9 protein-coding genes are annotated in these 13,580 nt (G+C 40.7%); 2 read left to right on the top strand and 7 right to left on the bottom strand.

The features are described from left to right. Position 1: 1 nt before the first annotated feature. The 4 genes from glnA to OXIME_RS08240 form a co-directional block, all read right to left on the bottom strand. Positions 2-1,336: a type I glutamate--ammonia ligase gene (gene glnA / locus OXIME_RS08255; protein ID WP_393971363.1), complete on the bottom strand. Its 1,335-nt coding sequence runs from the start codon at positions 1,334-1,336 to the stop codon at positions 2-4. A 362-nt stretch (positions 1,337-1,698) separates the two neighbouring features. Further along, positions 1,699-3,000, bottom strand: a complete 1,302-nt coding sequence (locus OXIME_RS08250; RefSeq protein ID WP_393971362.1) for a tetratricopeptide repeat protein — start codon at positions 2,998-3,000, stop codon at positions 1,699-1,701. Between the two features lie 80 nt (positions 3,001-3,080). After that, positions 3,081-5,765 carry an aconitate hydratase AcnA gene (gene acnA, locus OXIME_RS08245; protein ID WP_393971361.1) on the bottom strand — a complete coding sequence of 895 codons (2,685 nt, stop codon included), beginning with the start codon at positions 5,763-5,765 and terminating at the stop codon, positions 3,081-3,083. 76 nt (positions 5,766-5,841) lie between these two features. After that, the gene (locus OXIME_RS08240; protein WP_393971360.1) at positions 5,842-6,306 is read right to left on the bottom strand and encodes a peroxiredoxin; all 465 of its coding nucleotides are present in this window, start codon (positions 6,304-6,306) and stop codon (positions 5,842-5,844) included. A 145-nt stretch (positions 6,307-6,451) separates the two neighbouring features. Between OXIME_RS08240 and OXIME_RS08235 the strand changes: the two genes are divergently transcribed. Next, entirely contained in the window at positions 6,452-8,218 is a 1,767-nt protein-coding gene (locus OXIME_RS08235; RefSeq protein ID WP_393971359.1) for an ABC transporter ATP-binding protein, read from the top strand. Continuing rightward, a complete protein-coding gene (locus OXIME_RS08230; protein WP_393971358.1) occupies positions 8,202-9,977 on the top strand; it encodes an ABC transporter ATP-binding protein in 1,776 nt (591 codons plus the stop codon). Before OXIME_RS08235 ends, OXIME_RS08230 begins: the two co-directional genes overlap by 17 nt. 8 nt (positions 9,978-9,985) lie before the next feature. Here OXIME_RS08230 and sppA read toward each other — a convergent pair whose 3' ends face one another. From sppA to OXIME_RS08215, 3 genes are all read right to left on the bottom strand, one after another. Continuing rightward, the gene (gene sppA / locus OXIME_RS08225) at positions 9,986-10,729 is read right to left on the bottom strand and encodes a signal peptide peptidase SppA (RefSeq protein ID WP_393971357.1); all 744 of its coding nucleotides are present in this window, start codon (positions 10,727-10,729) and stop codon (positions 9,986-9,988) included. A gap of 103 nt (positions 10,730-10,832) precedes the next feature. After that, positions 10,833-12,017 (bottom strand): MFS transporter, encoded by a 1,185-nt coding sequence (locus OXIME_RS08220; protein ID WP_393971356.1) that lies wholly within the window; start codon positions 12,015-12,017, stop codon positions 10,833-10,835. 97 nt (positions 12,018-12,114) lie between these two features. Further along, positions 12,115-13,263, bottom strand: a complete 1,149-nt coding sequence (locus OXIME_RS08215) for an aminotransferase class V-fold PLP-dependent enzyme (RefSeq protein ID WP_393971355.1) — start codon at positions 13,261-13,263, stop codon at positions 12,115-12,117. Between the last annotated feature and the right edge of the window lie 317 nt (positions 13,264-13,580).

The following is a 13,580-nucleotide window of genomic DNA, read 5'->3' as shown; positions in this document are numbered from 1 at the left end:
ATCAGAGAATGGGAAGATATCTGTCTATTTCCCATTTTGTAACATATGACCTGAATGCGTCCCACTCTTTCTGTTTTACTGTAATAAAGTTCTCGAATATGTGATCTCCCAGAATTTCATTCATTAGTTTGCTGTTTCTAAAGTGGTGAAGTGCCTCTCCAAGACTTTCAGGCATTGACATTATACCTGATTCTTCTCTCTCCTGAGCAGTCATGTGGAATATGTCCCTTTCCACGGGTTCAGGAGCTTCCAGTTTGTGTTCTATACCATAAAGTCCCATTCCGAGGATAACAGCAAACTGCAGGTATGGGTTTCCGGCAGAATCCGAGCACCTGAGTTCCATTCTCTTTCTCATTCCTTCTCCAGCTGGTACCCTTATCAGTGCTGATCTGTTCTTGTTGGCCCATGAAATGTATACTGGAGCCTCATATCCAGGAATAAGACGCTTATACGAATTTACCCAGGAAGCAAGTATTGCCGATCCCTGGTTTATATTTTTCAGGACACCTGCCATATAGTGCATGCCAAGTTCACTGATTCCGTATTTTGCCTTCTTTTCATAGAAGAGGTTATCCTTTTCCCCTTTTGACATTATACTCTGGTGGACATGCATTCCGGAACCGTTTACTCCATTAACCGGTTTTGGCATGAATGTTGCGTAGAGTCCATGATTTTGGGCTGCATTCTTTATTATATTTTTCAGCATTGCAACTCTATCCGCCATTACCAGTGCCTGCGCATATCTCAGATCGATTTCGTGCTGCCCGTATGCAACCTCATGATGAGCGGCCTCTGGATGATATCCAAGATCGTACAATGTTTTAAGGATGTCCTGCCGTATTTCACTGGCGGTATCAAGGGGAGTGTTGTCGAAATATCCACCATAGTCACTTGGTATATTTGTTGGATTTCCATTACTGTCTCTCTTGAAGATAAAGAACTCGAATTCTGGTCCTACAAAGAAGTCCATTCCATTCTTGTGGAGTTTTTCCAGCTGCTTTTCAAGGACATATCGCGGGTCTCCTGGAAATCTCTCACCGTCAGGCGTATGAATCTGGCATATAAATCTTGCAATTCTGTAATTTTTCCCTTTTTCAGGAAGTACGGTGTAGCTTGAAAGATCCGGAACTGCGCGCATGTCCGATTCCTCTATCTGAGCATACCCTGCTACAGAGCTGCCGTCGAAAACCACGCCCTCTTCAAGCGCACTCTCAAACCTGTTTTTTGGAACTGTCAATGTCTTGACAAACCCAACTATATCCGTGAACTGGAGTTGCAAAAAATCAACATTATCCTTTTCCAGCTTAGTCAGGTATTGTTTAACGTCCTCTTGCATATTAAGTGATCATCAGCCCATATTAAATAACTTTAGTATCTGTTTTACGACTAATTGTCACTTTGTTTACTATGGGTTCCCAGGATGGTGATTGGGAATCAGATGTTTACTTAATAAGGGCTATCAAATTAATACTTTGCGATGTTTTTATTAATTTTATGTATATGATCATGTACACAATAGTTTCCATGAGAAAGAATAGATGTCACTATTTATTTAAATATGCAAACAACGGTTTTAGATTGAGGTAAATAAATGAACGGAAAGCTTAAACTGGATCTAAAATTGCTTGAACTCCCAAAGAGGAAGATATATCTGTCAGTATCTGGCGGATCTTACTGTGTGGATTAATTCCACAGTTTTTATACACTTTCTTCCATTATTGTTTTGAATAAATTTTCCTTATTGTTTTCTTTGCATTTCTTTTCGAACTCTTCTATCTTTGATTTAATTTCAATCTCTGGGTAACTGTAAATCTTCATAGTCCTGATAACAGAAACGTAACCGTCAATTACTGGTCTGAAGACCTTCGAGGAGAAGTTCTTCTCCATTTTTCGTATCTCTTCTTCTGCATCCTTTCTATTTTTGGTAGCTATAAAATAGGTTGCGAATAAGTCATGACATTTTGCAACTCCGTTCATGTCGAAATTCTTCCTGAAGAATTCGTACGCGTCTTTTATGTAATCGTATGAATCCCCAAAACGTTTGGTCTCAATATATATTTTTGCAATGTTGAGGCCTGACAGGTGTTTCATCCTTTCGTTGCCCATTTCCGTGGCCAACTCATGAGCCTCTACCACACTCTCAATAGCTTCATTTGGTCTTCCCATTGATAAAAGAACTGCACTCTGATTCAGATAACAGAACTCTAGATGATGTTTGTCTCCAATTGATTCGAAAAATTCAATTGCCTCCTGATTCATGTGAAAGAATTCCTCTAAGTTGCCCAGAGATGCGTAAGTATAGGCTTCATTCATCTTTACCTGGTTCAAGCCTTTCTTATCATCTATTTCCATGAAAAGCAGATTTGCTTTCTCAAAGTATTCAAGGGATTTTTCATTTTCATATTTGTAACCGTAAACGGAACCGAGACCCAGAAGTGCCTTAGCTTTGGTTTTTATATCGTCCACTTTTTCCGAGAAGAGAATAGCCTTCTCAAAATGGCTCTGTGCGTATCCAAGCTCCAGTTTGTAAAGATTTATAGACCCATAAAGATAATGTCCCTTTGCTAACAGCTTTTCATCCCTATTTTTAAGCCCAAGCTTTATTGCATTTGAACCAAAATCAATTGCCCGGGTGTAATTACCACTTTTCATGTAATAATCTGCAAGGTCTTGAGTCTCCTGGCTTATATCCTCATCTGCAAACTTCTTAACCATATATTTTCGGATCAGATCAATAAAGTGTTTCTGATCATTAATCAATTCGTCATTAAGGCCATCTTCTAATATGTGAAGTCCTTTTTCCGTGGGTCTGAGAGATATACGATCTCCTTCATCGAAGGATATGTAAACCCAGTCAAGATCTCTCATAAATTGAATTATTTCAAGAGATTTTTCCTCTCCATAAGTGTTAAAATCGGCACTGTCAAGCTTGGAATACTCCTCTTCCGGAATAAGATGACTTGCCAGTAGCTTAGTCCCGGGTGGAGCTGATATGTACATTCTCAGGTAAATGCTACAAGCCGGATATAACTTTTTCTTACGTTATTTACCGCATGAACGGATGAACAAAATATATGTTCTTAAGATACAAATCTCTTAAGAACGAAGTTCAGAATTCCTCCACTCTGGAAATATTCCACCTCAACCGGCGTATCCAGCCTTACTGTAAGACCTGTCTTTGATTTTTTTCCTGCCCTGTCTGTAAATTCCATTTCTGCTTTTCCCATGGGCTTCATGGGACCCTCTACGTTTATTGTCACGGGTTTTGTATGATCGATGTCAAGAGACTTTGCGTCGCCTTCATTAAACTCAAGGGGAAGAACTCCCATTCCAACAAGATTGCTCCTGTGAATTCTTTCATAGCTCTTTGCAACAACAGCCTTTACTCCAAGAAGTAAAGGTCCCTTTGCAGCCCAGTCCCTGGAGCTACCTGTACCGTATTCAATACCTGCAAACACAACCATTGGGACGTTTTCTTTCATGTACTGAACAGCCCCATCATAGACTGTAGTCTCTTTCCCATCCGGGTAATGTCTGGTAAACCCACCCTCTTTTTCAACCATAAGGTTCCTGATACGGTTGTTTGCAAAGGTTCCTCTCATCATAACTTCATGATTGCCCCTTCTGGAACCGTAAGAGTTGAAATCCTTTGGTTCGATTCCGTTTGCAATCAGGTATTTGCCTGCCGGGCTGTCTTTTCCTATTGCGCCTGCAGGAGATATATGATCAGTTGTGACTGAATCACCCATTACAAGCAGTGGACGTGCATCTTTAATCTGTTTGACTTCAATAACCTGCTTTGGGTTGAATGTATCAAAGAATGGTACCCGCCTTATGTAGGTGCTCTTGGAGTCCCAGTCATAGATTTCACCTTCAGGGGCTTCCAGGCTTTCCCATTTCTTGTTATAAACATCCAGATTGGAATACTTCTCAATAAACATGTTTCTGTCAAGACTTCTGTTTATAACGGCAGAGATTTCATCTTCAGACGGCCATATATCTTTTAGGTATACTTTCTTTCCCGAAGTGGACATGCCAAGAGGTTCATTGTTAAGATCTATTGTTATTTTTCCAGCCAGTGCAAATGCAACTACAAGTGGTGGGGACATCAGATAATTTGCCCTTACATCCCTGTGTATCCTGGCCTCGAAATTCCTGTTGCCTGACAGAACAGCTACTGTGTTCAGCTTGTTTTCTAAAATGGCTTTTTCAATACCCTCGTCCAGAGGCCCACTGTTTCCTATGCAAGTTGTACAGCCATAACCTGCCAGGTAGAATCCAAGCTTATTGAGATAATCCTGCAATCCTGATTTCTCAAGATATTCTGTAACCACCCTTGAACCGGGAGCAAGGCTGGTCTTAACCTTGGGATTGACTTTCAGTCCCAGTTCCACAGCCTTCTTTGCCAGTAAACCAGCACCCACCATCACTCTTGGGTTGCTTGTATTGGTGCAGCTTGTAATTGCAGCAATTACCACGTCTCCATCCATAAGAGTTTCCCTTTTGCCATGGATGATTGTTTCAGCACTCTTCAGAAGAACCTGCTTCTGTCTGTTCCCTGTCTCACTCTGCTCTCCGGACTCCTCCATGAATTTCATAAAGCTGTTTCCTATATTCTCAAGGTCTACCCTCTGTTGTGGCAACTTTGGCCCTGAAACACTAGGCTTAACATTGCTGAGATTCAGATCTATGACTTCGGAGAATGATGCTGCAGCTTCTACTCCAAAAAGTCCCTGTTCCTTCAGGTATTTTTCAACCAGTTCTATATGTTCCTCGCTTCTTCCGGTTATTCTGAGATAATTTAATGTTTCGTTGTCCACAGGAAACAGTGCCATTGTTGCTCCGTATTCAGGGCACATATTGGAAAGTGTTGCCCTGTCCGGAAGGGCAAGTGACGATATTCCGTTTCCGAAGAATTCAACAAATTTCCCTACAACGTCATGTTTACGAAGCAGTTCTGTTAGAGTCAGAACAAGGTCTGTCGCTGTAACTCCAGATTTAAGCTTTCCTGTAAGATTGACACCAACTACTTCCGGTGTCTTGAATGTTACTGGCTGACCAAGCATTGCGGCTTCAGCCTCAATTCCACCAACGCCCCAGCCAACAATTCCAAGACCGTTGATCATGGTAGTGTGTGAATCAGTTCCAACGAGGCTGTCGAAATAAGCTATATTCTTTCCACCTTCCTGTTTTGTCATTACTATCTGGCCAAGGTATTCCAGATTTACCTGGTGCACTATGCCCACCGACGGTGGAACTATCCTCATGTTTTTGAATGCTTTTTGCGCCCATTTCAGGAATCTGTATCTTTCAGAATTTCTTTCAAACTCTTTGTCCTGGTTTTCCTGAAAGGACTCTGCGGTACCAAAGAAATCCACCTGCACTGAGTGGTCAATAACCAGATCAACAGGAACAAGGGGGTTTATGATCTCAGGGTTTTTTTTCATATCCCTGACCTTGTCCCTCATTGCAGCAAGATCGACCACTGCTGGAACGCCTGTAAAATCCTGCATGAGAACTCTTGATACGGTGAATGGTATCTCGCTGTCTGATGACTTTTTCGGATTCCAGTTGATAAGATTTTCAATATCCTCTTCCCTTACTGTTTTGCCGTCAAAATTTCTGATGAGTGATTCAAGTATAACCCTTATTGAAATTGGAAGTTTTGATATTTTATTGTCTTTATCAATCTCTTTCAGGGAATAGTATGAAAAATCTTTATTTTTTACTCTTAATTTTCTTAAAACCTGATATTTACTTTCCATGATGATCAATAGAGGGTATGAGAAGATAATTAATTACTGTTTTGTCTGCTTTGAGACTTTATATTTAATATGCCACTTATTGCTGGGATTTTGGAATCTGCAGTGCCTTCAAAGCTTCCATTGCCTCTTTCACGTGATTTTTCGCATTCATCTGTGAATTGTATGCATGAACTATTTTCCCTTCCTTTGAGATCACATATGTTATCCTTGCCGGAAGCAGCATCCCATTGGCGTCGTACAATTTTCTGATCTTCTTGTCCGGATCGCTTATAAGAGTGAAAGGAAGCTTGCGGTTTTCCTTGAATTTTTTATGAGATTGGACTGAATCAGAACTAACCCCTACAACATTTGCTCCAAGCTTTACCAGATCGTCCCATTCATCCCTGAAGCTGCAAGCCTCTGCAGTACAACCCGGTGTCTCATCCTTTGGATAAAAATAGAGAACCAGATTGTTACCAGAAATCATATCCTTCAGTGTTATTTTCTTATTTTCATCTGTCGTTCCTTCAAAATCAGGTGCATAGTCTCCAACTTTCAGCATGAACTATTAATCGTAATCTGCATATAAAATTATGTAAATTGCCTTAGTAGATTGTAATTCAAAAACAAATCCGGATAAAAACTAAATATTCGTTTATAATAGAAAGGAATTACAAATACTTGTGAATATCAGGAGGAAAAAAGGGATGGCTGTTAATGGAATCGGTAAAAAATTAAGAAGAATGGCCGATGTGTTTCAGCCCCTTCTCTTTTCCCGCCCCTATCTACATGGAAAATCCAAATATCTTGGAATAGTTATTGCTGCCGGTTTCTTTTCCATTTTTGCCCGTCTTCTCATACCTATATACATAGGAGATGCGGTCTCTTCAATAGAACTTCGCAACATATCCGGGGTGATTGGATTTGCTTTCCTGATCATATATGTTTCAATAATATCAGGTGTACTTAACTTTGTGGTGGGTTACGGATCACAGTATATCAGCCAGAAGTATGCGTACAGCCTTAGAAATGATGTTGTAAACCACCTTGTTAGAAAAAATTTTCATTATTTTGAAAATAAAACCTCTGGAGACCTCCTCTCAAGATGCACCATGGACATACAGGCTACCAGAAACTTTATTCTGGCCACACTCTCTCAGCTTTTGCCCACACTTTTCATGATTGGAATAGCTTTCTACCTTCTGATAACATTGAACTTTTACTACGCTATGATTTTCCTTGTCACAGTTCCCGTTCTTATCTACCTGGGAATGGTTTTCCAGAGAAAACAGAGGCCTCACTGGAGAAGTATAAGGGATTACTATGGATCAATGAGCGAAAAGCTTCAGGAGAACATTGTGGGCCAGAGGGTTGTAAGGGGATTTTCTGCCCAGAATCAGGAAGAAGAGAAATTCACAGGTACCACAAATGACTATTATTCGGAATACATGGATGTTGCATACCTGAGAGGCACATACAACAACCTCATGCCACTTACCGTAAGTGCTGCGGCATCTGCAATACTCATTTTTGGCGGTTATACTGACATAATGACTGGAATCAGTGTAGGGGGACTGGTAGCGGCAATAAACATATTTTCTCTAATAACAGCACCTGTAAGTTCTTTGGGGAGACTGATTGTATTTTCAGAAAATGCCAGAGCAGGAATTGGAAGAATAAACGAAGTTATTGAACCAGAAGATGAGGAAATTATTGAAAAGTCGGATGTAAAGTTCCCAAAAGGAAGTCTGGGGTTCAACAATGTTAGCTTTTCTAGGGCTGGGAGGAAAATACTGAAGAATGTGAATCTTCAGATAAACCCAGGCGAATTCTTTGGCATTACAGGCAGCACAGGAGCAGGGAAGACCTCATTTGTGAATCTGATCACCAGATATTATGATCCGGATTTCGGCAACATTACTGTTAATGGAGTAGACATAAGAAGCATACCTCTGAGCGTTGTGCGGACATCTGTGAGAGTGGTTCCACAGGAGATATCTCTGCTGTCAGGATCTATAAGAGACAACATTGCCTTCGGTGACCGAGAAGCCTCTATAGAATCAATAAAGAAAGCCGCTTCACTAGCCATGATATCTGATTTCATAGAGAATCTTCCGGATGGATACGAAACACTGGTTGGTGAAAGAGGCATAACACTTTCAGGCGGGCAGAGGCAGAGAGTTGCTATTGCAAGAGCAGTCCTCCATGTACCCGACATACTTATTCTGGATGATGCCACCTCCAGTGTTGATCCGGAAACCGAGCTTGAAATATTCAAAAACATAAAGAGGGAATTTCCGGGAATAATTACAATAATAGTGACATCCAGGGAATCTGCTCTGAAATTCTCTGATAAGATAGGGGAAATAGAACATGGAAAGCTAGTGGAGGTTTCTGACATAAGTGAAGTCCTGAATATAGTGGGATCAACATTTTCTGAATCAATGGGGGGATCCGATGCCAAAATCCTATGATGACGTGGAAGAAGAGTACATGCATACGGGAAAAACCGGCAAGTCCTTTTTCCGTCTTGTGAAGGACATGGCAAAGATGAAAAGAGATACTGCCATGATGGTTCTGGCAGTGGTTTCCACCGCCATAGCAGGAACACTTTACCCGCTTGCCCTTGCTGAAGTCATAAACAATATTACTGCAAAGAATCTCCACTTTGTTTTCCTTTTTGCCGCAATATTCTTTGGACTCTATGTTGCACAGTTCTTTGCCAACAGGATCAGAACCATAACCTCTACAAAATTGGCCCAGTCAAGCATTAAAAATTTGAGAGACAGGTCATTCAACAGATTGCAATATGTCCCCATAGAGTTCTTCAGCAAGGTAAAGACAGGTTACCTCATGAGCAGGATCACGAATGACGCAGAGACACTCAGTGAATTCCTTACATTCCAGCTACCCTCCGTAGTTTCAGGTATAACCACCGTTATTGTTTCAATTGGAATCATGATGTATCTGGATTTCAACCTTACAATGTATAGCCTCGTTGTGATTCCCATCCTTGCAGGGTTTTCCATTTCAATTCAGGGAAGAGTCAGAAGAAATTATCTCAGGACAAGAAGGACTATTGCTGCAATAACGGGGAATCTGGCGGAAAATATAGGAGCAATCAGGACAATAAAGGCATTCAATGTGGAAGATCGTACGGGAGAAAATTTCGATCGGTTGAATATGAACAACTTTGATGCTAACATGAAGGCGGCCAGGCTTTCCTCCCTTTATGGAATGATTGTAAGGATTATCGAGGCACTTGGAATAGCACTTGTTCTTTACGTTGGTTCACTGCAACTTCTGGGTGGCTTTGTATCGGTTGGAATACTGGTAGCATTTGTTGTTTATGTTGAAGAATTTTTTGACCCGGTAATTCAGCTGTCACAGCTTTACAATTCCTACCAGTCTTCAATGGTAGGTGTTTCCAGGATATATGGCATAATTGATTCTGAAAAAGAAAAGGATTTTGAAACATCCAATCCTATTGAGACCTTCAACAGTTCCATAGATTTCAAAGACGTAACTGTTACTTTTGGAAGTACAGAAGCCCTTCATAACGTGAATCTTTCCATAAAGAAAGGGGAAAAGGTAGCAATTGTAGGGCACACAGGTGCAGGGAAAACAACTCTCTCAAACCTGATATTGAAGTTTCAGAAAACCAGTTCTGGTTCTGTAAATGTTGATGGAAAGGAGATTTCAGAAATATCCACTAAAAGTTACAGGAAACTTATAGCCCCGGTCCTTCAGGAACCATTCATGTTCAGGGGAACTGTTTATGAGAACATAAAATTTGCAAAACCAAACGCAGGGAAGGAAGAGATCAATGAAATAGTTGATAGATTCGGATTGAGAACCATTTTTGACTCTCTTCCTGATGGCCTGGAATCTAATGTTGGAGAGATGGGAAGAAACCTTTCTGAAGGGCAGAGGCAGGCTGTCTCAATAATCAGGGCATTCATAAGGGATCCGGAAATTCTCATAATGGATGAAGCCACTTCCCAGATTGACCCCAGATCTGAATATCTCATTATTCAGGCCCTTCAGAAATTCCTTGCCAACAAAACGCTGATACTTATCACACACAGGTTTTCCATGATATCCATTGTCGACAGGATAGTTGTAATGGAACTTGGAAAGATGGTCCAGACAGGCGAGTTCAATGATCTTGTAAACAGGGAAGGGCTTTTTAGGGACCTGTACCGTATTCAGAGAGGCATGAACTTCAACTGAACAGTTCCTCACTCAGAGAATATGGCGTCCAGAACTGAATCACGCAATGAACTGAAGGCGCCGGCCCCTATGACTCTTGACACAAATGGCCTTTTTGGTGAAAATGATCTTGTTTTCTTCCCTGTATCATATGATCTGGACATATCATCGAGCGCAGCCTCAATATCTCCTATTCCGTCTATCAACCTGAGTTCCATCGCTTTTCTTGGGGCAAACACCTCTCCTGTAGCTATTTTTCCAATCTCCTCATCGGTGAATTTCCTTCTCTCCTTCACACTGTTCCTGAAAACAGAGAATATCTCTTCCAGTATCTCGTGGTACTTTTCAGATGCTTCTTTATCCGATTCACCGAAGGGAGAGTTCATATCCTTGTACCTGCCTATCTTGTCAATATCCACCCTAACTCCAATCCGATCCAGGAGGCCCTTTACATTTGGAACCATGCTTATCACCCCTATGGAACCAACAATGGATGTTTCAAGCGAATAGATCTTCCTGCATGCGCATGCCATCCAGTAAGCACCAGATGCACCCACACCGTTAATATAGGCATAAACAGGTTTAATGGTATCTATCTTTCGTATTTTATTGAACAGTATCTGGGATGATGTGGCATCCCCTCCACCTGAATTTATTGTAAGTATTACTCCGGATATCTTCCTCTTCCTTTCCACAAATTCAAGTATGGGACCGTAATCGCTTAGGCTTCTCTGGCTTATTTTCCCGGAAAAATTGATCTTTGCAACGTACATATTACATATAATGAAGCTTTTAATTTATAGTTAACCGTGTAAGTTTATGTCTAACCTTATTTTTCCATATTTTCATATGCGTTTCATCTTGATAGATTCCATATTACTCAAGATTTGCATTGGTTTTGATCCATGCATTCCATTCCCTGAAAGTTATGGTTGTCAAAACAAGGAGAGCCGCTATAATAAAAGTTATGGCTGTCATGGTGAGCCTAAAACCTATAGTATCAACAAGAACCCCTCCAGCAAGAGGGAGCAGAATGCCCACGAGCATCATTATTGAAAAGAAATAGCTGTTTGCCGCGTTTCTGTGCTGTGGACCGAAAGCACGGCTGATAGTGAGAACTGAAAGTGGATAAGTGAGGCCGTGAGGAATGCCAAGTACAAGAAGTGCAACAACAAATATGATTATATTATTTGAAAGAACCATTATTACAATGCCCACCAGGGATATCCCCATGGCACTTATCATGTAGGTCCTGACATTCTTGGCGGGACGTATTGAAAGCAGGATTCTGGAAAGAAATGATGAAAGGTAGAAAAGGGAGAATAGAAGAGACACAATAGAAAGTGATGTGTGGAAGGTATCCTTCTCAAAAATTCCTGCAAATGCAAGCAGTATTGCAAAGGGTATGTTGTATGCCATTATGTTGTAAAGTGCCACCCTGAATCCAGGATTCTTCAATACATCTGTCTTTTCTCCAGTACGTTTTTCAAATGGAAAATGCATAAAAGGAGACATGGCAGATGCAAGTATCCCAAACAGGGCAAACACCAGGAATACCTCTTTAAGGCTCACGAAACGAAGAAGGTATGATTCAATGGCTGGTCCGCTTATGAGGCTAAGACTGAGGAAAACCGTGTAAAGGGTAAGTACTCTTTCCCTGAGAACAGAATCCTTGAATAGACTGGCGGATGTAATTATATTTGGCATAATAAGTCCCAGAAGCCCGCCTCCAGCTGCGGTAAGCATCCAGATAGTAATATTGCTTGATACCCAATAACCAATAAGAATAAACGTGTACAGTAAATTGGATATAACAAAGGATATTCTTCTGTTTTTAGCGCTGAGCCTGGCGTTAATTAGAGCTGTGGTAAGAAATGAGCTGGCAGATGCCAATGCACTTAATATGCCCACAAAAGTCTGTGAAAACTTAAAATCATATTTTGCAAGAAGTGGGATTGATGTCATTATCAGGTTGTTGGTGGTCCTGATTGAAAACGTGATGGATAGAATGACGATGATAGTCTCAATAACCATAAACCTGGAAATATGATCCTCGTCCATTGCTTCCCCTATAGTTGAATAAGGTTAATACCGTTTTCTGAGGTGGAAAATATACTGTATTGAAGTCTGATGAAGGAAAACATTCCAAATAACTGATTTACCTTCCAGTCTGAATAGTTTTAAGTTTTTCAAAGAACCTTATTATATCTTCTTTTGTGTTGTAGAAGTGTGGTGCAATGCGCAGGGAACTTCCTCGAGCAGAGGTGAATATCCTGTAGTCCTTTCTCAATATATTTTCCATCTCAAATGGATGATCCAGATCTATTGCCACTATCCCACCTCTCATGTCCCTGTCAACCGGAGTGGGGGATTTGAATCCCATATCTGAAGCCAGATCCAGTGCAAAGGAGGAAAGTTCTTCTATTCGATCCTTTATAAATTCTGTTCCAGTTTCCATTACTGTCTTTATTCCCTCGATGGAGGCATATGCGGATGGAATTGACAACGTTCCGGATTCAAAACGTCTTGCACCTTCTGCAAAATTGAGTTCTTCTGCACCAAATTTGAATGGATCAGTCTGAGAGAGCCATCCTGTACTGGAAGGGTCCATGTCTTCCGCCAGATCCTTCCTGACATAAAGAAAAGCTATGCCGGAAGAACCGAGAAGCCACTTGAGCATTCCTCCTGCCATATAATCTATTCCAGTTTTTTTCACATCAAGCGGAATTGTTCCAAGAGACTGGTAGCAGTCCACATACATTTCAGCACCTTTTCCATGGCATATTTCACCGATGGATTTCAGGTCCTGCCTGAAACCATTCAGTGAGGAGACATGTACAACTGTAGCAAGTTCTGTTTTGTTGTCGATGGCATCTCCGTACTGATCACCGGATATGATACCGTTCCTATGCTTTATTGTCTTATGTCTCCAGCCATTTTTTTCCTGAGCAATGGCTATATAGTTTGTTGTAGGATATTCGAGATCACTTGTAACGATGTTTTTCTTTCCTGATTTCCCCAGGCCACTGACGAGACCTGAGAACGCCGATGAGACAGAAAATGTTATGGCAATTTCATCTCTGTTAGCGCCGATGAGGTGGGCAATAAGGGACCTGATCTGGTCAACCTTTTCAGACCAAAGTTCCCATGGGTTTCCATATTCCAATATATCCTTCCTGTATTTTTCCAGACTTTTCCATACATTTTTCAACATAGGTGACTGGCTGCAGGCAGCCAGATGTGTACTGTTTTCCAGCCCTATGAACATATTTCTCAGATTATTTTCATCTTTTCTATGATTTTCCATGGCAGAACCTCCATTTCAACATGAAATAGATATTGTTATAGATTCAACCTAAATCGTACTTAATATTTCATGGAATTGGCTGATAACTCATATCTGTTCTTGTTGCAGTGAAACAATCATATACCACATACAAGAGTAAATAATTTGTGGAATGATTCAATTAATTTAATTCATAAAAACGCGTTTGCAGCTTCCATAAAAATTTTCAATAGGTGAATACATTTGACTGAATAATATTATTAAGTACACCTTAAATATACACGATATAAAATTACATACAAATAGTAATTGTTATATCACAAATGATGTTGAGTATT

Source organism: Oxyplasma meridianum, assembly GCF_038024865.1.
In the GTDB taxonomy this organism is placed as follows: domain Archaea; phylum Thermoplasmatota; class Thermoplasmata; order Thermoplasmatales; family Thermoplasmataceae; genus Oxyplasma; species Oxyplasma meridianum.
Note: the sequence above shows the minus strand (reverse complement) of the source record. Positions and strands in the feature narration are given on the sequence as shown.